20 protein-coding genes are annotated in these 22009 nt (G+C 64.1%); 9 read left to right on the plus strand and 11 right to left on the minus strand.

From position 1 onward, the window contains the following. Nucleotides 1-2 precede the first annotated feature (2 nt). Both H146_RS0108275 and H146_RS0108280 read right to left on the minus strand, forming a co-directional pair. On the minus strand, nt 3-1466 hold the full coding sequence (locus H146_RS0108275) for a phospholipase D-like domain-containing protein (protein WP_019951411.1): 1464 nt from the start codon (nt 1464-1466) through the stop codon (nt 3-5). Beyond that, on the minus strand, nt 1453-1710 hold the full coding sequence (locus H146_RS0108280; RefSeq protein ID WP_019951412.1) for a hypothetical protein: 258 nt from the start codon (nt 1708-1710) through the stop codon (nt 1453-1455). The genes H146_RS0108275 and H146_RS0108280 overlap by 14 nt, the downstream gene beginning before the upstream one ends. 66 nt (nt 1711-1776) lie before the next feature. On the opposite strand from H146_RS0108280, the gene H146_RS0108285 reads away from it, so the two are divergent. Both H146_RS0108285 and rapA read left to right on the plus strand, forming a co-directional pair. Beyond that, nucleotides 1777-2274, plus strand: a complete 498-nt coding sequence (locus H146_RS0108285; RefSeq protein ID WP_019951413.1) for a thioredoxin domain-containing protein — start codon at nt 1777-1779, stop codon at nt 2272-2274. A 124-nt stretch (nt 2275-2398) separates the two neighbouring features. Further along, the gene (rapA, locus tag H146_RS0108290) at nt 2399-5305 is read left to right on the plus strand and encodes an RNA polymerase-associated protein RapA (protein ID WP_019951414.1); all 2907 of its coding nucleotides are present in this window, start codon (nt 2399-2401) and stop codon (nt 5303-5305) included. 111 nt (nt 5306-5416) lie between these two features. On the opposite strand, the gene H146_RS0108295 is transcribed toward rapA, so the two are convergent. Continuing rightward, on the minus strand, nt 5417-6337 hold the full coding sequence (locus tag H146_RS0108295) for a TIGR01777 family oxidoreductase (protein WP_019951415.1): 921 nt from the start codon (nt 6335-6337) through the stop codon (nt 5417-5419). 124 nt (nt 6338-6461) lie between these two features. Beyond that, nucleotides 6462-6728: a hypothetical protein gene (locus H146_RS21725; RefSeq protein WP_169433467.1), complete on the minus strand. Its 267-nt coding sequence runs from the start codon at nt 6726-6728 to the stop codon at nt 6462-6464. On the opposite strand from H146_RS21725, the gene H146_RS0108305 reads away from it, so the two are divergent. From H146_RS0108305 to fabB, 6 genes are all read left to right on the plus strand, one after another. Next, nucleotides 6618-7607 carry an NAD(P)/FAD-dependent oxidoreductase gene (locus H146_RS0108305; protein ID WP_245558708.1) on the plus strand — a complete coding sequence of 330 codons (990 nt, stop codon included), beginning with the start codon at nt 6618-6620 and terminating at the stop codon, nt 7605-7607. The genes H146_RS21725 and H146_RS0108305 overlap by 111 nt on opposite strands. Before the next feature lie 13 nt (nt 7608-7620). Then, entirely contained in the window at nt 7621-8004 is a 384-nt protein-coding gene (locus H146_RS0108310; protein ID WP_019951418.1) for a sirohydrochlorin chelatase, read from the plus strand. A 197-nt stretch (nt 8005-8201) separates the two neighbouring features. Further along, nucleotides 8202-9164, plus strand: coding sequence for a MerR family transcriptional regulator (locus H146_RS0108315; RefSeq protein ID WP_019951419.1), 963 nt, complete (start codon nt 8202-8204; stop codon nt 9162-9164). Between the two features lie 95 nt (nt 9165-9259). Further along, complete coding sequence (phrB, locus tag H146_RS0108320; RefSeq protein WP_019951420.1) at nt 9260-10675, plus strand: deoxyribodipyrimidine photo-lyase; 1416 nt, start codon at nt 9260-9262, stop codon at nt 10673-10675. Between the two features lie 165 nt (nt 10676-10840). Next, nucleotides 10841-11356, plus strand: coding sequence for a 3-hydroxyacyl-[acyl-carrier-protein] dehydratase FabA (gene fabA, locus H146_RS0108325; protein WP_026351849.1), 516 nt, complete (start codon nt 10841-10843; stop codon nt 11354-11356). Between the two features lie 13 nt (nt 11357-11369). After that, on the plus strand, nt 11370-12587 hold the full coding sequence (gene fabB / locus H146_RS0108330; protein ID WP_019951422.1) for a beta-ketoacyl-ACP synthase I: 1218 nt from the start codon (nt 11370-11372) through the stop codon (nt 12585-12587). An 82-nt stretch (nt 12588-12669) separates the two neighbouring features. On the opposite strand, the gene H146_RS0108335 is transcribed toward fabB, so the two are convergent. Together H146_RS0108335 and H146_RS0108340 are read right to left on the minus strand one after the other, a co-directional pair. Next, on the minus strand, nt 12670-13419 hold the full coding sequence (locus tag H146_RS0108335; protein ID WP_019951423.1) for a lysophospholipid acyltransferase family protein: 750 nt from the start codon (nt 13417-13419) through the stop codon (nt 12670-12672). Then, entirely contained in the window at nt 13416-14291 is an 876-nt protein-coding gene (locus tag H146_RS0108340; protein ID WP_019951424.1) for a sugar nucleotide-binding protein, read from the minus strand. The genes H146_RS0108335 and H146_RS0108340 overlap by 4 nt, the downstream gene beginning before the upstream one ends. Nucleotides 14292-14474: 183 nt before the next feature. Between H146_RS0108340 and H146_RS0108345 the strand changes: the two genes are divergently transcribed. Next, the gene (locus H146_RS0108345; protein ID WP_019951425.1) at nt 14475-15494 is read left to right on the plus strand and encodes a DNA topoisomerase IB; all 1020 of its coding nucleotides are present in this window, start codon (nt 14475-14477) and stop codon (nt 15492-15494) included. Between the two features lie 47 nt (nt 15495-15541). On the opposite strand, the gene H146_RS0108350 is transcribed toward H146_RS0108345, so the two are convergent. The 5 genes from H146_RS0108350 to H146_RS0108370 form a co-directional block, all read right to left on the minus strand. Further along, a complete protein-coding gene (locus tag H146_RS0108350; protein WP_019951426.1) occupies nt 15542-17677 on the minus strand; it encodes a beta-galactosidase in 2136 nt (711 codons plus the stop codon). After that, the gene (locus H146_RS0108355; RefSeq protein WP_019951427.1) at nt 17674-18834 is read right to left on the minus strand and encodes an ABC transporter ATP-binding protein; all 1161 of its coding nucleotides are present in this window, start codon (nt 18832-18834) and stop codon (nt 17674-17676) included. Before H146_RS0108355 ends, H146_RS0108350 begins: the two co-directional genes overlap by 4 nt. Before the next feature lie 64 nt (nt 18835-18898). Further along, complete coding sequence (locus H146_RS0108360) at nt 18899-19750, minus strand: carbohydrate ABC transporter permease (RefSeq protein ID WP_019951428.1); 852 nt, start codon at nt 19748-19750, stop codon at nt 18899-18901. After that, nucleotides 19750-20634: a carbohydrate ABC transporter permease gene (locus H146_RS0108365; RefSeq protein WP_019951429.1), complete on the minus strand. Its 885-nt coding sequence runs from the start codon at nt 20632-20634 to the stop codon at nt 19750-19752. Before H146_RS0108365 ends, H146_RS0108360 begins: the two co-directional genes overlap by 1 nt. A gap of 43 nt (nt 20635-20677) precedes the next feature. Then, nucleotides 20678-21934 carry an ABC transporter substrate-binding protein gene (locus H146_RS0108370; RefSeq protein WP_019951430.1) on the minus strand — a complete coding sequence of 419 codons (1257 nt, stop codon included), beginning with the start codon at nt 21932-21934 and terminating at the stop codon, nt 20678-20680. Nucleotides 21935-22009 lie beyond the last annotated feature (75 nt).

The following is a 22009-nucleotide window of genomic DNA, read 5'->3' on the forward strand; positions in this document are numbered from 1 at the left end:
GGTCACAGCAGACGCCGGACACCGGGCAGTGCCCCGACCCATTTCTGCACTCTGGCCGGCCAGTCGCCGGGCTCGCGGCGAAACCGACGCTCGCGCTGTTTGTCGTCGTTGCAGGTCCAGCACAGCCCGTGGTCATCGAGAGTGACACGAAAGCTGCTGTCCGGTTCGAGGGCGCGATCGATGACCCGGCTGAGCTGGGCGTTCAATTCGGGATGGCGCACCAGCAGTCCCATCTCGGTATTCCACCAGATGGAGCGCGGATCGATGTTGAGCGAGCCCACGAATATTCGGTCGTCATCGATGGTGATCGACTTGCCGTGCAGGCTGGAGGCGAGCGCGCCGAAATGATGCTGGCGTCGCCGTCGGTGGCGCTTGCGCGGGGTATGCCCCTCGCGCAGCTCATGAACGCTGGCGCCCAGCTCCAGATAGCGCTGGCGCCAGCCGGCCCAGGCGCCGTTGACGATCGGCGCGTCGTTGGCATCCAGTGAGTTGGTCAGCACCGTCACCGTTACACCGCGCTCGAGCAGGGCTTCGAGATCGATCACCTGTCGCTCGCTGGGAACGAAGTAGGCCGACACAATGCGCACGTGCGATGTCGCCGAAGCGATGGCACGTCCCAGCGCCGGTGCCAGGCTCATCTCCAGTGGTGGATAGCCACGGCTGGCTGCCTTGTCGGGATGGTCCCACAGCAGCTCCCCCTCGCTCGACACCATCTCGCCCAGCCCCCGGGATAGCTCCCGCGCCTCTTCGTGATGGATGGGCAGCCAGGGCGAGTCGGCCAGCTCCTCGCCGCTCAGCAGGCGGGCCAGCTCATCGCGCAGCTGCGGCCACTGATAGTCGGCTTCAAGCGCCACCAGCGTTTCCAGCTCGCGCACAAGCCGACCCTGCCAGTAGGCGTCAAAACAGCGCCTCATCTGCGCCACCACGCTGCCCCCGGCCACCAGCATATCCAGATCGGCGAAGTTGTATTCGCTGTTGACGATGAAATAGTCATCGCTCATGTTGCGCCCGCCGGTAATGCCGAGGCGATCATCCACCAGCCACAGTTTGTTGTGCATGCGTCGATGCGAACGCGCCAGGGTCAACCCCATCGCCAGCTGATGGCTCCAAAACCAGCGCCGCCAGAAGGTCACCGGATTGAACAGGCGCACCTCGATGCGCGGATGCGTCACCAGTGCCCGCAGCATGCGCTGAATCAGAATGGCGCTGATGTCATCGACCAGCAGGCGCACGGCGACACCGCGCTCTGCCGCCGCCAGCAGCTCGGCGGTCAACACCCGACTGGTCACACCGTCCTCGAACTGATAGATGAGAATATCGATGCTGCATTCGGCATGACGCGCCAGATGGGCGCGCACCTCAAACGCCTCCAGACCGTCCGAGAGCAGCCGCATGCCGCTCTCTCCTTCACTGCCCCAGGGGGCGGCCCAGCGCGCCAGCTTGCCGGCGGGTTCATTCGTGCTCATGGCAGGATCCATGGTCGCGCTGCTTCAGCGACCGATTGCGGTGATAGCGGCGCAACAATGCGGACCACAACGCTGCGGCCAGCATGACGGCCAGGGTAATGCCCTGGGCGGGACGAATCAGCGGTTCGGGAAGCAGGGTCTCAAAGAGTATGATCAGGATAAAGCCGACCGCCTGGCTGGTGATCGCCAGAATACGCGGCGTATCGCGGCGGCGCGAGGATCGAGCGCGACGTGAATCTGTCATTAAGCGGTCACCGGCGTGCTGAAAGATCTGTAACCCTGTCAGTCTAACGCATGATGGAAAAATCCCATGCCTTTCGACCCTCCACCGGTGTGGCTGCTGCCGCCGGTGATCGCGGCTCTGGTGGCAGCCAGGTGGCTGTGGCGACAACAGATGAACATCGCGGCCCTGTCACTCACCCTGGCAGCGCTGCTCGGCACGCTATTCGTTACCGGCTATCGGGCAGTCCACACGCCCCGGCCGTACGCGCTCGCGACCCCCGTCGAACTGGTGGATATTGCCGGCAGGCCGCACGGCCTGCCGAGCGAAGTACCCGCACCGCTTGTGCTGTGGCGCAGCGATTGCCAGGCCTGCCGGGCGCGGCTATCGCAACTGGCCGAGCTGCCCGATGAAGAACGCCGCCAGTGGCGGCTGGTCAACCAGGGCGAGGCGCTGCTGACCGTGCAGCGCTATGTGGACAACACCCATCCGAATCGCTTTGCCGACAGGCAGATACTGCTCGACCCGCGCCAGCGGCTTTGGGCACAATCGGGCGAACCTTCGCTACCCACGATCATCGCCCCCTGAGCGCGCCGATACAGCGCACGGACGCTGCCTGTCGCGTCCATTTTGGTTAGCATGGGCGCCCCGAGGTGCAGCCGCCCTCCCGGCCCGCACGAAACGCCCAACCGGGCAGCAACTCCGAGGCATCATGAGCAACTTTACCCCCGGTCAGCGCTATATCAGCGACGGTGAAATCGAACTGGGACTCGGCACCATCCTGCAAAGCGATGCGCGCAGCGTCACTGTCCTCTTTCCCGCCAGCGACGACACCCGAACCTACAGCCTGCGCGACGCGCCGCTGACCCGTGTGATCTTCGGTCGCGGCGACCGCATCGAAACCGACGACGGCATGCTGTTGCGGGTCAACGAAGTGCGCGAAGAGCAGGGGCGACTCACCTACCTCGGCGAGGATGACAACGGCTCTCGCGAGCTGCCCGAAGCGCGTATCAGCGACCACATGCAGTTCCACCAGGCGCGCGACCGCCTGCTCACCGGCCAGATCGATCGCAATGACGCCTTCAATCTGCGCTATCGCAGCCTGCAACATCTGGCACGGGTCGAACGCCACCCCGCCTTCGGCCTGAGCGGGCCGCGCATCGACCTGATTCCCCACCAGCTTCAGATCGCCGACGAGGTCGCCTCGCGCCGGCTGCCGCGGGTGCTGCTGGCCGACGAGGTGGGGCTGGGCAAGACCATCGAGGCGGGACTGATTCTCCACCGCCTGCTGCTCGCCGGTCGCGTCAGCCGGGCGCTGATACTGGTACCCGACAGCCTCACCCACCAGTGGCTGGTGGAGCTTTTGCGCCGCTTCGCCATCGAGGTGACGCTGCTTGACGAAGCGCAGAGCCGCGAGCACGGCGACGCTCCCTTCGAGGCCGCCCAGTTGGTACTGGCCAGCCAGCAGTGGCTGTTCGCCGACGAGACGCGCAGCGCTCAGGCCTGCGCCACTGACTGGGACCTACTGATCGTCGACGAGGCGCAGCACCTGGCGTGGTCACCGGAAAGTGGCGGCGATGCCGGCTATCGCTGCGTCGCAACACTGGCCGCCCGTACCGACAGCGTGCTGCTGCTCAGCGCCACCCCGGAACAGACCGGCGACACCAGCCACTTTGCCCGCCTGCGGCTGCTCGACCCGCAGCGCTATCACGATCTCGAGGTATTTCGCGCCGAGCAGCAGGGCCAGGTGGCGCTGGCCGAGGCCGTCGAGGCGATCAACGCACTGCCCGAGCCGGCGGCACGAACGCGCATCGCCGCTATCGTCACCCAGGATGGCGAAGCGCAGTCGCTGCTGGCACGCCTCGATGATGATGCTCATGACAGCGCGGCGCGCGAAAGCCTGCGTCGGCTGCTGCTGGATCGCTATGGCGTGGGGCGAGTGATGTTTCGCAACAGCCGCCGCCACGTCAGCGGTTTTCCGGCGCGCCGGCTGCACATTGCCGAACTGGATAACCCCGCGCAGTACCGCCGGGTCGAACAGCGCATCGCCCGGGACGACACGCTGCTCAACGGCCTGCTGCTCGAATCCGGGCTCGATTTCCCGGAGCTGCTGTTCTATCCCGAGGCCACCTTCGAGGCGCTGCGCGAAGATGAAACCGAACGCTGGTGGCGCTTCGATCCTCGCGTGGCGTGGCTGCGTCAGTGGCTCAAGTCGCACCCGGGCGAGCAGGCGCTGCTGATCTGCCACTACAGCGAAACCGCCCGTGAGCTCGCCGCCGGTCTACAGGTACTGACCGGGCTGCATGTGCCGGTCTTTCACGAGGGCATGGCGCTGATCGAACGTGACCGGGCGGCGGCGGCCTTCGCCGACGACGAAGAGGGCAGCCCGTTGCTGATCTGCTCGGAGATCGGCTCCGAGGGGCGCAACTTCCAGTTCTGCCATCACCTGATCCTGTTCGACCTGCCGCCCCACCCCGATCTGCTCGAACAGCGTATCGGCCGGCTCGACCGCATCGGCCAGCCCCACGACGTCGAGATTCACCTGCCGCTGATGAGCGGCAGCGCCGGCGCTTCGCTGGCGCGCTGGTACCGGGAGGCGCTGGACGCTTTCAGCGCCCCGGTCGGCAGCGCCAGTGCCGTGTTCGAGACGCATGGGGATGCGCTTTTCGAAGCACTGCTCGACGAGACGTCATTGAAAGCGGTGATCGACGCCTCACGGCAGCAGTGCGAAGAACTCGGCCGACAGCGCGAGGCGGGACGTGATCGGCTGTTGGCACACGGCAGCGTCGATGAAGCGCGCGCCGCCGAGCTGATCGAGGCGGTGCGCTCGCTCGACGACGATCCGGCGCTGGAGCGCTGGCTGGACCAGGCACTGGAGGTGTTCGGCATCGAGTCGCAGGATAGCGGCGAGCAGGTGCGCTATCTCGCCCCCGGCTCGCACATGCTCGACGGCATGCCCGGGCTGATTCGCGGCGAGGAGGGCTTCAGCGCCACTCGTTCGCGCTCGCTGGCACTGGCCCGCGACGACCTGCAACGGCTCTCCTGGGAGCACCCGCTGGTGCGCGAAATGCTCTCCCGCACCACCGGCGGCAGCATGGGCAACACCGCCCTGGCGCTGCTGGCCCACCCCTCGATTCCGGGTGGACGGGTGATGCTGGAAGCCATGTTCCGTACCCGCACCCCCGCCCCACGGGCGCTGCACGTTAACCGCTTCTTCCCGCCGGCCACGGTGCGGGTGCTGCTCGACGAATCCGGCCAGGTGCTTACCGATCGGGTCTCCTTCGGCGGGCTGGCCAAAAACCTGCGTCACGTCAAAAAAGGGGTCGCGCGCAATCTGATACGCGAACGCCTCGAACTGCTGCGCGCTCTGTTCGATCAGTCCGAACAGGAGGCCGACAGGGCCCTGCCATCACTGATCGACGCAGCGCAGGCGGCGATGCGCGGTCAGCTCGATGACGAGATCGCTCGCCTCGAGGCGCTGGCGACGCGCAATCCCGACGTGCGCCGGGCCGAAATCGAAGCGCTGGCGGAGGAGCGCGAGCGGCTGACGGCGGCGATCGGCGATACCCGCCTGCAGCTCGATGCGGTGCGGGTGATCGTCACCGTCGATCCGCAGTAGCGCCAGCGGGGCGTTTCAAAACGCCCCCATGATCGATATTCCCGAGCGCCGTGAGCAGGTTGAAACAAGGGTCTATCGCCAGGCAAGGCGATAGTAGCGTTCAGGGAGGATTCAGAGCGCCCTGTCGCCGCGACCCTCGACAATCGCCGCCATGGCCTGTTCAAGGTGCGGATAGTCGAAAGTGAAACCGGCCTCTTCAAGCCGCGCCGGCTTCATCCGCGCCCCGCCCAGCAGCAGCTCGGACATCTCGCCCAGCACCGGCCTGAGCACCGCCGCGGGCATGACAAAAAACGCCGGACGATTGAGGGCACCGGCCACCGTGCGGGTGAACTCGGCGTTGGTGACGGGATTGGGGGCACCAGCATTCCATATGCCGTCGGCCCCCTCGCGCTGGAGCAGAAAATCGATGATGCGCACCAGGTCATGACGGTGAATCCAGGGCATATACTGCCGACCATCGCCAACCCGACCACCAAGACCGAGCCGGAACATCGGCAGCATCGGCTTCAGCATACCGCCGTCGCGATCCAGCACCAGACCGATACGGATGCAGGCCACCCGCATGGGCTCACCGGCAAGCGCAAGGGCTTCCTCCTCCCAGCGCTGACACAGGCGGTGGTCGAATTTGCGGGTGTCCGCCGGCGGCGTCTGCTCGGTCACCTCATGGCTGCCATGATCGCCGTACCAACCCATCGCCGAGGCCGACACCATGACCGCAGGCGGCGTCGCCATCCGACTGCAGAGCTGGCCGATGTCTCGTGTGGCCTCGATGCGCGACTGCATCAGCCGCTCTTTCTGGCTGTCGCTCCAGCGGCGATTGAAAATCGGCTCGCCGGCCAGATTGACCACGCCATCGACCTGGCGGTCGGCGAAATCGACGGCGCTTCGCGCGGCCGTGACCGGCACGCCGATGCTCGCCTGAGCGTCGTCGGGCTTGCGCGATACCACCAGCAGCTGATGCCCCTGGCCATGCAGGTGCTGACACAGCGCCCGGCCCACAAAGCCGGTCGCCCCGGTAATCAAAATCTGCATATCCTGCCTCCTGAGTACAGCAGCGACGGCATCGCCGTCGGCCCATGACCTGATCCAACCGCGACGGCCGCTTTCCCGGCAGGCGCGCTGTCCCGCGCCCTTTATCCGCATCTCTTCAGCATAGTCACCCGGGCCCGCTGTTGTACATTCGATGTACAACAGTCATATACCAGAGCGGCTGGCACCACAGGGCCGCCTGCGCCAACCTGACACGATCTGAAAAGCGATAATTGAGAGCGGGGTAGAGATTTTGCACAATATTGCCGTGATAGGCGCCGGCATTGCCGGTCTCGCCGCCGCTCGCGAACTCGAAGACGGTGGCATGCGCGTCCATCTTTTTGACAAGGGGAGTCGCCCGGGCGGTCGTATGTCGACAAAAACCACCGACCATGGCGCCTTCGATCTCGGCGCGCAGTACTTCAGCGTACGCGACGACGACTTCGCCACCCTGATTGACGCGGCACAGCGCGATGGCGCCGTCACCGCCTGGCCGCAGTGTATGGCGCGCCTCGATGACAGCGGCTGGCAGCAGCGCAAACCGCACCACCCTCGCTACTGCGGCGCCCCCTCGATGGACGCCCTGCCGCGCTATCTGGCGCAGGGGCTGGCGATCAGCAGCGGCCAGCAGATCGAATCGCTGGTTCGCGATGACGAATGCTGGACACTGCTGTCGCGACAGGGGGAGCGCTATCAGGGTTTCGACCAGCTGGTGCTGGCCGTGCCCGGACCACAGGCGCAAGCGTTGGTGGCGGCCCATCTGCCGGCCGCTGCGCTGCCAGCGAGATGCACCGCCATGACGCCGTGCTGGAGCACCTGGCTGCATCTTGAAGCGCCGCTTGATGACCGCTTTTGGCAGGGCCTGACGCTCGACGCATCGCCGGTGCTGCGCTGGGTGGCGCGCAACCAGGGTCGTAACGGTGCCGCCCCGGACCATGACAGCGGCGAGCGGCTATCGCTGCTGGCGCGTGCCGACTGGTCGGCAATCAACCTCGAGCGCGAGCGCGACGATATCGCCACCGCCATGACGGCGGCCCTTGCCGACGGCCTGGCCGGCACGCTGCCCAATGTAAAGGCGTGCGGCGCTCACCGCTGGCGCTACGCCCAGCCGTACTGCGCCCATCAAAGCGAGGCGGGTTATCACCACTTCGCCGAACAGCAACTGACATTTTGCGGTGACTGGTGCCTCGACGGTCGCGTCGAAGCCGCCTGGCTGTCGGGCAGGCGAGCGGCACGCCACCTGCTCGAGCACATCGCCGACCGATCACACTGACGGAATCAAGGACATGGCAAACGCACTGATCGTACTGGCCCACGGCTCCACCGACCCGCGCTGGCAGGCACCGTTCGAAGTGCTCGAACAGCGCCTGCAGGCGCGCCTGACAACGCCCGTTCGGCTGGCCTATATGGAACTCTGCGAACCGCTGGTGGAGAGCGTGGTCGGCGAGCTCCATGCCGGCGGCCACACCAGCATCGACATTCTGCCGCTTTTCTTTGCCGCCGGGCGCCACCTGCGCGAAGACGTTCCGGGGCAGTTGGAGGCGCTGCGCGGCGAACATCGGGGGCTCGAGCTGACGCTGCTCGACCCGGTCGGCCAGCATCCTGCCTTTGCCGACGTGGTGGTCTCCATCGTCGAGGAGAATCAGCGTGGCGCAAGCCAGGGCCACTGATGAGGGCACGGATCAAAACAGGGTGTACAACTACTGTAGAAAGACTGCTACACTAATTTTCAAGAAGATTGAAGTTACCGGCCAGAAGGCCAATGCATTCCGTTTGCAGGTCAAATGGCTCATTTTCGCATCCTGTCGCTGCTCAACGGCCGACAGATTTCTGTCAGCAGGAAACGCGAAGGAGGCTCTCGTTTCTTATGTCCGAGAAAGTGGCAACTACGACTACCGCCGTCGGCGGCCCCCTCTACCCGATCCGGGAGGTCTCCCGCCTGACCGGCGTCAATTCCGTCACGCTGCGTGCCTGGGAGCGCCGCTACGGCCTGATTCAGCCGCGTCGTACGCCCAAGGGCCATCGACTTTACGCGCGTGAAGATATCGAACGGGTCGAGCGCATCCTGCAGTGGCTCAATCGCGGTGTCCCCGTCAGTCAGGTCGGTGAGCTGCTCGACCAGTCGACGTCGCAAGCGGCTTCCGATGCGGCCGAGCAAACGGCTCACCCCGAGGGCGCGACCAGCGCTCCTGATCATGATTGGCAAGCGCAGCGCAATGAGGCTATCCGTGCCGTCGGCGAGTTCAATACCGACCGTCTGGAAAACCTCTTTACCCGCAGCATGGGGCTCTATCCGGTCAACACGGCCATTGCCAGACTGTGGCAGCCGGTCGTCGAGGCGCTGGAGCAGCAGTGGTCGACGCAGCCGTCGCCCACCGCGCAGCGCTGTTTTCTGGAGTCATTTCTGCGTACCCGGCTGGGGCTGCGCCTTTACCACGGCAACCATGAAAACCGAGAGCCGGTGATCGTCATGAGCTACCTCCCCGGCGGGTGCAGCGCGCTCTGGCAGCTTCTGCTGGCCTTTACGGTCAGCAGCGCCGGCTTCTATCTGACGCTGCTCGACGGCCCCGTGCCGCTTGATGAGCTGATCGAAGCCGCCGAGTGCAAAAAGGCCAACTGCATCGTGCTGTCCGGCGCTGCCGGCGCCGATCTGGACGCGCTTCGCCAGCAGTTCTCCGCCGCCGGCGAATCGACATCGATTGCCATCCACATGGGGGGGTCGATCATTCGTCAGCTCTCCAGCGACGAATCCGGCCTGCCGGAGGCGCTGGACAGCGATCCGGCGCGAGCCGTGGCACAGCTCAGGCTGACGACGGCACGCAGTGTCTGAGAGGCGCTGCCATTCCCGCCGGCATATCAATTCGATAGTGACTGCCATCCCACGACCCGCCTTCCGGCGGGTCGCTGATTTAAAAGGAAGCTCCGGTGACGCAACAACGTCAGCTGGTCTGGTTTCGCACCGACCTGCGCAGCGAGGACAACACCGCGCTTTATCACGCCGCGGAGCGCGGTCCGGTGATTGCAGTCGCGACCTGCACGCCGCGCCAGTGGCAGGCACACGGCCACGGCCCCAACAAGCTCGACTTCTGGCAGCGCGGCGTGGTGGCGCTTTCGGAAAAGCTCGACGCCCTGGCAATGCCGCTGAAGATCATCAGCGCCGACGACTTCGATGCCCTGCCCGACAAACTGCTCGAACTGGCCGAGCAGCTGGACTGCCGGGCGCTGCACTTCAACGATGAGTACGGCCTCAACGAATGCCGTCGCGACAGCGCAGTGGCCAAGCGCTTCCACGATGCCGGGCATGAGGTGCACCGCTACACCGATCAGATCGCCTTCGCACCGGGCGAGCTGCTTACCGGCAGCGGCAACTACTACAGCGTCTTTACGCCCTTCTATAAAAGCTGGCTGAAAAATATCGACGCCGCGCGGCTCAATCAACTGAGTGCGCCGAAACGTCAGCAGGCACCTGCCGAGGTAACCCGCGATCACGTGCCGCAGTTCACCCGCCGCAAGGTGACTATCGACGCCAACGATTGGCCGGCCGGGGAAGAGGCCGCACAGCAGCGGCTGGCACAGTTTCTGCAAAAACGCGCCGCTCGCTACGACGAAGAGCGCAATTTTCCCGCCTGCGACAGTACCAGCGGCCTTTCTGCCTGGCTGGCGCTGGGCATGATCTCGTGGCGACAGTGCGTCAACGCCGCCGCGTCGCGCAACGGCGAGCGGCTCGGCGACGGCGACGCCAACCTGACAGGCTGGATCAGCGAGCTGGTATGGCGCGAATTCTATCAGCACGTGCTGGTCGGCTTTCCCCGCGTCAATCGCCATGAGCCCTTTCAGGAACAGACGCGGGCGATGGCGTGGCGTGACAGCGATGACGATTTCAATCGCTGGTGTCGCGGAGAAACCGGCTACCCGCTGGTGGATGCCGCCATGCGCCAGCTCACCGCGACCGGCTGGATGCACAACCGGCTGCGGATGGTCACCGCCATGTTTCTGAGCAAACATCTGCTGATCGACTGGCGTCGCGGCGAAGCGTTCTTTCTGGAGCAGCTGGTGGACGGCGAGCTGGGCGCCAACAACGGCGGCTGGCAGTGGGCGGCCTCTACCGGGACCGACGCCTCGCCCTATTTTCGTATCTTCAACCCCACCACCCAGTCCCAACGCTTCGACCCCGAAGGGACCTTTATCGCCCGCTATCTGCCCGGCTTCGAAAAGCTTGAAAGCAGCAGCCGACATGATCCCGACGCCGAGTCGCGCAGGCGGCTCGACTATCCGCAGCCGATGGTCGACCATCGCGCCGCCCGCCAGCGCGCCCTGGAGGCGTTCAAGTCTCTCGGTTAAACGAGACTGAACAGCGAACCGAGCGCTGCGTATCCGGTCGGGCCGGCCGACGTGCATTTCCGGGGCGCTATCAGTAAACTGGGCGCGCTCCGAGCGGAGTTCCTGCCTTTAGCGAGACTGTTGTAGAGAGGAGCTCCTGTTTCTCCCGTTTTCCGGAACATGTCAGTGACCACGCAACACTCCTTCAATCGCGACGAGCTGCTCAAGTGCAGTCAGGGGGCGCTCTTCGGCCCCGGCAACGCGCAGTTACCCGCACCCAATATGCTGATGCTGGACCGCATCACCAATATCCAGGTCGAAGGCGGCAAGCACGGCAAGGGCGAGCTGATCGCCGAACTGGATATTCATCCCGATCTGTGGTTCTTTCAGTGCCACTTTCCCGGCGATCCGGTCATGCCGGGCTGTCTGGGCCTCGACGCCATGTGGCAGCTGGTCGGCTTTCATCTCGGCTGGCTGGGCAATCCGGGGCGCGGTCGCGCACTGGGCTGCGGCGAGGTGAAGTTTTCCGGCCAGATTCTGCCGGATGCCGAACGCGTCACCTATCACATTCATATCAAGCGTGTGATCACCCGACGCCTGATCCTCGGCATCGCCGACGGCGTGCTGTCCGTCGACGGCCGCGATATCTATGAAGCCAACGACCTGCGCGTTGGCCTTTTCACCTCCACTGCCAATTTTTGATGGGGAGGCACCCATGCGACGAGTGGTAGTCACCGGCCTGGGCATCGTCTCCTGCCTGGGCAACGATCAGCACCAGGTTCTGCAGTCGCTGAAGGAGGGCCGCTCCGGTATCCGCTTTCGCGACGAGTACGTCGAACGCGGCATGCGCAGCCACGTTGCCGGCGTCGTGGATATCGATCTCGATGCCCTTATCGATCGCAAGCAGCGCCGTTTCATGGGCGATGCGGCCGCCTATGCCCACGTCTCCATGCAGCAGGCGATCGAAGACGCCGGTCTCGAGCCGAATCAGGTCTCCAATCTGCGCACCGGCCTGATCGCCGGCTCCGGCGGCGCCTCCTCGGCCAACCAGGTCGAAGCCGCCGACGTGCTGCGCGAAAAGGGGCTGCGCCGCGTTGGCCCCTACCGCGTAACACGCACCATGGGCAGCACGGTATCGGCCTGCCTGGCGACGCCTTTCGCCATCAAGGGGGTCAACTACTCGATCTCCTCGGCCTGTGCCACCTCGGCACACTGCATCGGCAGCGCCGTCGAACAGATCCAGCTCGGCAAGCAGGATATCGTCTTCGCCGGCGGCGGCGAAGAAGAGCACTGGACACTCTCCTGCCTGTTCGACGCCATGGGCGCGCTCTCCACCGGTTACAACGACCGCCCCGAAAAGGCGTCGCGCGCTTATGACACCGCTCGCGACGGCTTCGTGATCGCCGGTGGCGGCGCCATGCTGGTGCTCGAGGAGCTGGAACACGCCCGCGCCCGCGGCGCGAAAATCTACGCCGAGGTGGTCGGCTACGGGGCCAATTCCGACGGTCACGATATGGTCGCCCCCTCCGGCGAGGGCGGCGCACGCTGCATGCAGCAGGCGCTCGCCACCGTCGAGCAGCCGATCGACTATATCAACACCCACGGCACCTCTACGCCCGTGGGCGATATATCGGAACTGAGAGCCCTGCGCAGCATCTTCGGCGACAGCGTGCCGCCGCTCTCCTCCACCAAGTCGCTGACCGGCCACTCGCTGGGCGCGACCGGGGCCCAGGAGGCGATCTATTCGCTTTTGATGATGAAAAACGACTTCATCTGCGCCTCCGCCAACGTCGAGGAGCTCGATCCGGAAGCCGCCGACCTCGATGTGGTGATCGCGCGCCGCGACGGCGTGCGCCTCGAGCGCGTGCTCTCCAACAGCTTCGGCTTCGGTGGCACCAACGCCTGCCTGATCTTTCAGCGCATGAGTGACTGACCAGGGCCGCAGCGGCATCACCAAAGAGGCGGGGCGCCATTGTACTGGCGCCCCGCCTCTTTGTGCCGCATACGCCTGTACTTCAGGCCGTGCCGGGACTTGCTGCCTCGACCGGGCGCGGCACCTCGGAGATGCGCGCAAGCTGGGTCTCGATCCACTGCTCGACGTCCCGGGTCACCGCCTCCGGCGAGCGCTCTGCGGTGGCGATCGGGGCGCCGATCACTACCCGGATCTGACCGGGATGTTTGATAACACCGTGGCCGGGCCAGTGCTCGCCGGCGTTGTGCGCGATCGGCAGCACCGGCACACCGGCACGACAGGCGATATGAACGCCACTCTTGTTGAAGCGCCGGCGCTGGCCCGGCGGCACACGTGTTCCCTCCGGGAAAAGCAGCACCGACAGCCCTTGTGACAGCCGTTCGGCGCCCTCGGAAAGCACCTGGCGCAGCGCCTTCGAAGGCTTCGAGCGGTCCAGCGGAATGGGCTTGAGCAGTCGCAGCCCCCAGCCGAACACCGGAATGCGCAGCAGCTCCTGCTTGAGCACGGTGCAAAGCGGCATCTTCAGCGTTTGCAGAAACAGGGTTTCCCACTCGCTCTGATGATTGGCGAGCATGACCACTGCCCCGTCCGGGATATTGTCACGCCCTTCGATACGATAGCGCACGCCGCAGCATAGACCGAACCAGGCAACGATAAAGCGATTGTAGAGATTGAGCACACGAAAGCGTCCGCCGAGCGGCAGCACCAGCGCCAGCGGCAGCAGGGTGAAGGCACCCACCGTGATCGCCAGCAGATAGCCCGCATAGAACAGCAGACTGCGCAGCAGCTTCATGCGCTGCCCTCCTCACCGAAACGGCGCCGACACCACTGCTCGAGCAACCCGTCCAGCGCCAGTCGCCAGGGCTTTTGATGGACACCGAAGGTCTCCAGCACCCGGCGGCAGTTGAGCACACGCCGCAGCGGCTGGTCGTGATGATGACGCAGCGGCTGAATACGCCCTGTCTGCAGATCCGCCTCGCGGCGAGTGAGATAGAGCTCGAACTGCTGCTGCACCACACTATGAAAGGTGTACAGGCTGACCGGCTCGACGCCGGCAATATGGTAGGCACCCCAGCCACTGGCCCCACTCAGCTGCTGTGCCAGCATGCCCAGGGTGGCACGCGCCACGGCGCTGGCGGGAGTGGGGCAGATGATCTCGTCCTCCGCGGCACGCAGGGTACCACCTCCGGCCAGCTCATCGAGGATATCGCTCAGCCAGCCATCGCGCCCCTCCAGTGCCATCAGCGGGCCGGTACGGATGATAAACCAGGCATCGAGCCGCGTGCGGATACGCTCTCCCACCGCCAGCAGACGTTTGAGACCCTCGTCGCGCGGCGCGGGGAGCACGCTCTCTTCGATCGGCGTTTCGGCGCCATCCTCGAAAATCTGGTCGCTGACAAACCACACCAGTGGCAGTGAACAGGCACGACACGCCTCGAGATTGTCCTCGATAGCGCCGGCATAGGCCGCCAGCTCGGCGTAGTCGACACCGCCAGGCGCACACAGCGGCGGGCAGATAACCGCATCGGGGGCCGCCTCGCGCAGTTGATCGGGGCTCGAGCGCAGCGCGCTCTCGACCACCAGCTCGATATCCTGGCGCGGCGCCACTTCATCGATCAGTGCACGACCGAGGCAGTGGCCGGCATCCAGCAGTAGTAGTTTCATGCGGGGAAAGCCCGACAGAGGACAGAACCAACAGGCGTTAACGCCTCGCCTGGCGGACGATAACGCGGCAGGTGGCCCACTTTACCCAAAATCGCTCGGCCGTGCATCGCCTCCAGCTTCGCTCGCGCGCGAGCGACTCGACTATGCTTGCAGTAACGTTCGACAGGCCGACAGAGTTTTTCCATGCCCGATGCCATCTCCGACACCCGCTGCGTGACTCGACATCCCTGCGGCAGAGGGTTCACCTACCGTGACGAACAGGGCCAAACGCTGAAGGATCGCCACTGGCGAGAATGGATTCGTGGCCTGGCGATTCCGCCGGCGTGGCGCGAGGTCGAGATCACCCTCGATCCGCAGGCACGCATTCACGCCACAGGGCGCGACAGCGCCGGGCGCAAACAGTACATCTACAACCGTGACTGGCGCGAGCGCCGCGAGCAGCAGAAATTCGACCGTATCGTCGATTTCGCCGCTCGCCTCTCCACCATGCGCCGCGTTACCGGCCAGCATCTGGCGCGCGAAGGCATGCCCCGCGAGAAGGTGCTCGCCTGTATGGTACGGCTGCTGGATACGGCCTATTTTCGTCCCGGCAGCGACAGCTACCGCGAACAGAACGACTCCTTCGGGCTGACCACCATGCGTTCGCGCCATCTGACCATCGAGGGTGACGAACTGATCTTCGACTACCGCGGCAAAAGTGGCCAGCAACAGCACAAGATGGTCGAGGATGAGCGACTGGCAACCGTGGTCGCCGAGCTTGATGACATCCCCGGCTACGAAATCTTCAAGTATTACGACGACGACGGTCACAAGGTGCGCGTCAACAGCGACGACCTCAACGACTACATCCACGAGGTCATGGGTGAGCGCTTCAGCGCCAAGGATTTTCGCACCTGGGCGGGCACCTCGATCGCCGCCCTGGCACTCGACGAGCTGGGCGCCGGCGACTGCGAAAGGACCATTCAAAAGCACATCAAAAGCGCAGTGGAGCGCGTTGCCACCACCCTGGGCAATACTCCGAGCATCGCCCGCGCCAGCTACATCGACCCACGTGTGATCGAGTGCTACATGGCGGGACATCTGTTACGCCACTTCCTCGAACAGATCGAGGAAGCGCTGGAGGATGAGGCGCTCAGCGCCCCGGAGGAGCGCGCGGTACTCAAACTGCTGCAGAGCCGGCTGGCGCAGTCGCTGCCCGGCTGACAGCACATCAGCGTGAAGCATCGGTCAGACCGGGCACGACATGGCAACTACTCGAGCCGAATGACCGCGCAGTCGTAGCCTGCCAGCGTCAGCGTCCCGTCAACCCGGTTCCCGGAAAGCAGGTCCGTGCCCTGCGGCAGGGTGTCAAGACGGTACTCGCGGTGCTCGGTGTTCATCACAAACAGCAGACGACGATCGTCGGCCTCGCGCATTGTGACGTCGATGCCGGCCGGAAGATCGTCAATCAACGGCGCCACTGCGGCGTTCTCCACCAGCCAGTCGAGCAGCACCGGTGCCAGTTCATCGCTGAGGTAGGTGCCCAGATAGAGCAGTTGACCGCGCCCCAGGCGGCGTCGCGTAATCACCGCACGACCGGCCAGAAAGCGGTTGGACCAGCGCGCCAGCACCTCGGTATCGGCCGCCGGTTCGACGATCTCGTAGCAGTGGCCGGCGGTCAGTTCACGCCCCATGAAATTGAAGCGATAGCGCCGGCGCGAGGATTCGGTGGGTCGCTCGGTGGGCACGAAATGTCCCGCCGGCGGCATATCCCGCGACGTGAGCGCGTCCTGGTCGGGAGCCGCCAGGCGCCCGAATTCCTCTATCGTCACGCCGGTCAATTCGCTCAGTTCCGGCCCCGGTGCCGGCTGGCGAATCACATGGTTGTGGACGTCGCGCGTACCGCTGCGCGCGCCGATGATGACCGTGCCGCCGGCCTCGGCAAAGCGCCGGATCGCCTCGCTCCAGCCCGCTTTCCAGATCAGCCAGTGCGGTACGTAGAATACCTTCAGTCGCGCCAGTTCATCCTCGGGGTGCACGAAACCGGTCGCGACGCCACGCTCGAAGCAGATCCGGTGCAGCAGTGTGGCATCGTCCTGCGGCGAGGGAAGACCGAGCGGGTAGGTGGTGTGGGCAATTTCATTGTCGAAATCAGCCGCGGCGATCCCCACATCGATGCGCACCCGGGTGCCCATCAGCGGTTCCCTGATGGCGGCGATATCGCGCCCCACCTGACACGCCTCATCGAAGCGCCGCCGTGGAATATCGTCGTGATCGAGCAGCCCCATCCAGTAGATCTCGGCGCCGAAGTGGGCAGGCCGCCAGCGGAAAAACATCAGCCCGTCAGCACCGCGGGCGATCGACGACAGCGCCATACGCCGCATTTCGCCCGGCTCCGGCACCAGGGTAGAAAACATCGGCTGACTGCCCAGTCCCGACTGCTGCTCGGGGACGATGAAATTGCCGGCGAAACCGCGACAGCGGTCCAGAAAATTGGCCTGCTGATAGGCGGGCCCGCCGATGCGCCACTTCTCCTCGTGCAGCAGGGGGTAGACGTCATAGCCGAGGAAGTCGAGATCGTCGGCAAAGCCGTTGCGAAAATCGACATCGGCGATCAGCCCTATATTGTGAAACACAAACCAGTCGTCATTGACGCGCCGCAGGATATCGACCTGATCGCGCTGAAACTGCATCGTGGCGTAGGCCAGAAAGCGATGATAATCCTGCACGTGGCCGGGGCCACAGGGCGCCGGAGCGCCCGAATGCGGCAGCACGATCTGGTCGAAGCTGCGATAGGCGGTGGCCCAGAAGTTGCCGCCCCAGGCCGCGTTGAGCGCCTCGATGGTGGTGTACTTTCTTTCGCAGAAGGACCGAAATCCGGATTCGGCCGCTTCCGACCAGCAGGTCGGCATGCTGGTGTTGAGCTCATTGTCGGTCTGCCAGCCGATAACGTGTGGATTATCGCGGAAGTGGGTGGCCATCGCCTCGGTGATGAGACGTGAGAAGGCGCGAAACAGCGGATGCGTGGTGTCGGCGTGCTGGCGCGAGCCGTGATGCATGCGACGTCCGTCACTGTCGACCCGCAGCACCTGTGGATACTTCTCGGTCAACCAGCGCGGCGGCGTGGCCGTCGGCGTGCACATGATAATACCGAGGCCGTGCGCCGCCAGTATCTCGATGGCACGATCGAAGAGATCGAAGTCATAAACGCCCTCGACCGGTTCGAACAGGTGCCAGGCGAACTCCCCCAGCCGCACGACATTGAAGCCGCACTGCACCATGCGCTGCGCATCGCGCGCCCAGTAGCTTTCATCGACATGCTCGGGGTAGTGCGGCACGCCGTAAAGGAAGGTATCGGTGGCGATCGGCCGCCATGCCGACAGCGGCATATTCGCGGTGTTTTTCATGATTCGGCCTTATTCGGGGCGGACGGGGTATCAAGGGGGCGCCTCGGCGTCATCGTATTGCCGGCGGCGTCGAAGACGTACAGAGCGTCGCTGTCGAAGCCGAGAGTGACGCTGTCGTCACGCCGCATCGGCGTGCGACGATCGGCCTGTACTGTCAGATGGCCAAGGCCGTCTTCCGACTCGCTGGCACGCACCGCACCGGCATCGATATAGGCGATGCTCTCGCGGCCAGGCTCCTCTACCAGACTGACCTGCCCCGCCAGCCGGTGCTCGCCCCCGCCGTCGGTGCGGATATCCTCCGGCCGCAGGCCCAGGGTGATCTCATCACCTGTCACCAGCCGCGCCTCGGGCCGCCTGGCCACCCGGACGCCCTCGAGCCCTTCCAGGCTGACGCCGAACGACTCGTCGTCGACGTCGGCCACTCGCGCCGTCATGAAATTCATCCGCGGCGAGCCGAGGAAACCGGCCACGAAACGGTTGACCGGGTTGACGTAGAGTTCGGACGGTACGCCGATCTGCTCGATGCCCCCCTGATTCATCAGCACGATACGGGTGGCCATGGTCATCGCCTCGACCTGATCGTGGGTGACATAGATCATGGTGGCGTCAAGTCGGCGGTAGAGCATGCCGATCTCGATACGCATCCGGGTGCGCAGCGCGGCATCCAGATTCGACAGCGGCTCATCGAACAGAAACACCGAAGGCGAGCGCGTGATAGCGCGCCCGATCGCCACGCGCTGACGCTGGCCGCCGGAGAGCTGCTTCGGCCGCATGTCGAGATAGTCGCTGATCTGCAGAATGCTGGCTGCGTTTTCGACCGCCTCACGGATCTCCGCCTTCGGCCGGCCGGCCATGCGCAGACCGAAGCCCATGTTCTCGGCTACCGTCATGTGCGGGTAGAGCGCGTAGGACTGAAACACCATGGCAATGTCGCGATCGCCCGGCTCGAGGCGCGTGACATCGCGCCCGTCAATCAATACCCGACCGGCGTCGGCTGGCTCCAGTCCGGCGATGATCTTCAAAAGCGTTGACTTGCCACAACCGGAGGGACCCACCACGACGATGAACTCCTTTTCCGTCGTGGCGAGGCTGATTTTGTCCAGCGTGGTTCGCTGACCGTAGCGCTTAACGATACGGTCCAGTTCAAAATCATTCATATCGTTGGTATCCCGTCGCTCTTTGCCATCGCCAACCTGTGGCCTGTCTCGACGCTCGCGCGGATCAGCCCTTGACCGCGCCCATCGTCAATCCGCGCACAAAATGGCGCTGCATGAAGAAAAATAGCGCCACGGGCGGCAGCGAGATGACGATCGTCGCTGCGGAGACCAGGTCCCAGCTCGCCGCATACTGTCCCATGAGATTGGCCAGCCCCGCCGTGACCGGCTTGACGCTATCGCTGGGCGACAGCACCACTGCCCAGAAGTAGTCGTTCCAGATAAAGGTGAAGAGCAGGATCGCCAGCGCCGCCAACGCCGGACGCACCAGCGGCACGACGACATGGATAAGCGTCTGCAGCGGTGACGCGCCCTCCGCGCGTGCCGCCTCGAACAGCTCATCGGGCAGTGCGGCGATAAAATTGCGCATGAACAGCGTGGCGAAACCGGTCTGGAAGGCGACGTGGAAGACGATCAGGGCCAGATAGGTGTTGTAGATACCCAGCGCCAGGGTCAGGTTGCGAACCGGGATCATCATGATTTGAAAGGGCAGAAAGTTGCCGCCGACAAAGACCGCAAACAGCAGGATGTTGCCGCGGAAGCGATAGCGTGACAGCACATAGCCGGTCAATGTCGACAGGCATAGCACGCCCAGCACCGAAGGAATGGTGATCACCAGACTGTTGAAAAAGTAGTGGCCCATGGGGGTCTGGGTGAACACCCCGAGATAGTTCTCCACCAGCTCGAAGGATGAGGGCCAGCCCCAGTAATTGCCCATCATGATGTCACTACCCGGCCTGATCGATGTCATCAATACCGCCAGCAGAGGCAGCAGCCACAGCAGCAGCACCACCGTCACGGCCGTCAGATAGAGCGCTTTTTTGACCGGCTCGCCGGCCCCGATCTGTCGTGGATACATCAGGCCGTTCCCCTTTCGATACGCAGCATGCGGTAGAGATACCAGGCAATGAAAAGCGCCATGATCACGAAAAGTACCGCCGCGATTGCCGCGCCGTAGCCGAAACGATAGGACTGGATCGACTCTTCATACATTTGATAGGCGAGCACGCTGGAGGAGCCGAAAGGCCCGCCGCCGGTCATGACCGACACCATGTCGAACGAGCGCAGTGCGCCGATAACGGTGATCGCGATGGCGATGAAGTTGACCTGCCTGAGCTGCGGCAACACCACGTGATACAACATGCGAAACCCTCTGGCGCCATCGACGCGCGCCGCTTCGATCTGGCTGTCGTCGAGGTTATTGAGCCCGGCCATGAAGAGAATCATGCAGAAGGAGACCTGAGGCCACAGCCCGGCGATCACTACGGCTACCGTCACCCACTGAGGATCCGACAGCAGTGCCGGAGCGGTGGCGTTCATAGCCCGGAAAACAAGCGCCAGCAAACCGTTGGCAGGGTCGTAGAACCAGGTAAAGACCACGCCCACCGCCACCTGCGACATCACCAGCGGCATGAAGAAAAGTGTCTTGACCAGCCGCAGGCCGCGCAGTTGCTGGTTGACCAGCAGTGCAATCGCCAGCCCCAGTGGCGGCGCAGCCATGAACAATACCAGCCAGATAATGTTGTTTTTCAACGACGTATAGAACTGCGGGTCATGAAACAGGGCAATGTAGTTATCCACGCCGACCCACGACATGTCACCGAGGCCATCCCACTGAAAAAAGCTGATGCGCAGACTTTCTGCCGAAGAGGCCACGATAACGACCCAGAACAGGATGACCCCGGGTGCCAGAAACAGCGTCGGCCATAGCCAGCCGCGATGGCGGTGTAGAAGCGAATGCATGACAACTCCTGATTCTGCGGCCGAAGAGACAGGCGCGCCTGCTTTAGCTGGCATAGGCGCGCTGGCGCACGCGCTCGAGCTGCTGGCGAATGGCCGCTTCACGGTCGGGGTAGACGGTGAACTGCTGGAAGCCTTTCAGACCGGCTTCGGCCATCTGCGGCGGCGTATCGCGGTCGAAGTACTGCGAGGTACCCTGGGTATTGCGCAGCAACTGCGTCGCGGTGCGCGCCAGCGGATCATCGCCCACCGACATATCGCTGCGCGGCGGTACACCACTCAAGGCGCCGACAAAGCGCGACAGCACCTCGGGCTGATAAAAGTAGGCCAGAAACTCTCTTGCCAGCTCCGGATGCTGCGCGCGCTTCGGAATGTGAACCGAGTTGGTGGCGAAATCCTCGAAGGGACCGATCGCGCTGTCATACATCGGGAAGCGAATCAGGCGCAGTTGCTCTACCGCCTCCGGTGACAGCGCGGTGGTGATGAAATTGCCCAGATCCATCATGGCGGCCTTGCCCTGGCCCAGAAAGGAGGCCGCCTGCTGCCAGCCGTAGGAGGTGCCGTTGTGCAGAAAGAGGTCGTCGTGAATCATCTGCGCCCACTGCTCGAAAACCGCATCCAGTGCCGTATCGGTATAGGCCATTTCGCCACGCATCAGCGCCATATGGCGATCAAGACCGTTGATGCGCAGGTCCAGGTGATCGAACCAGCCGGCGGCCGGCCACTGCTCTCGGGTACCCATCGATACCGGGATCAGTCCGGCGGCCTTCGCACTGTTGCAGGTACGGTAGAAATCATCGAACGTTTCGGGGGGCGTCAGGCCATGCTGAGCGAAGATATCGGCACGATAGTAAAGTCCCCAGAACAGACCGCCCAGCGGCAGGCCGTACTGGCGGCCATCGACCGTCACCGCATCGAGCAGCGGCCCCAGCACGCTGGCGTAATTCTCGCGCTCGACCAGCGTCGAGATATCGCTGAACAAGCCAAGCTTGACGAACTGACGCATGCGCTGGCCGGAGAACCAGAAGCAGATATCCGGTGGATCGGCGACCAGATAGTTGCCGATTGCGGTTTTGTTCGCTTCATGGGCCAGGTTGTTGACCGTGACACTGATACCGCTCTGCTGGCCGAAGGTTTCCGCCAGTTCGCGGAAGACCAGATACTGTGGTGTATCCAGATCGCTTATAATGGTCAACTCTTTTGAAGCGGCAAGGGCCGGTACACCGAGCCCTGATAGCAGCAGACCGCTCCCAAGGGCCTGAACCAGACGACGCCGGGTTATGGAGTGACAGACTTCCGCCATGATGCAGGCCTCCTGTTATGACGCGGGCAGTGTTATTTGACCTGAATGCCGCCGACGTCTTTATTTTCTATTCGC

The organism is Kushneria aurantia DSM 21353, assembly GCF_000382245.1.
GTDB classification, from domain to species: domain Bacteria; phylum Pseudomonadota; class Gammaproteobacteria; order Pseudomonadales; family Halomonadaceae; genus Kushneria; species Kushneria aurantia.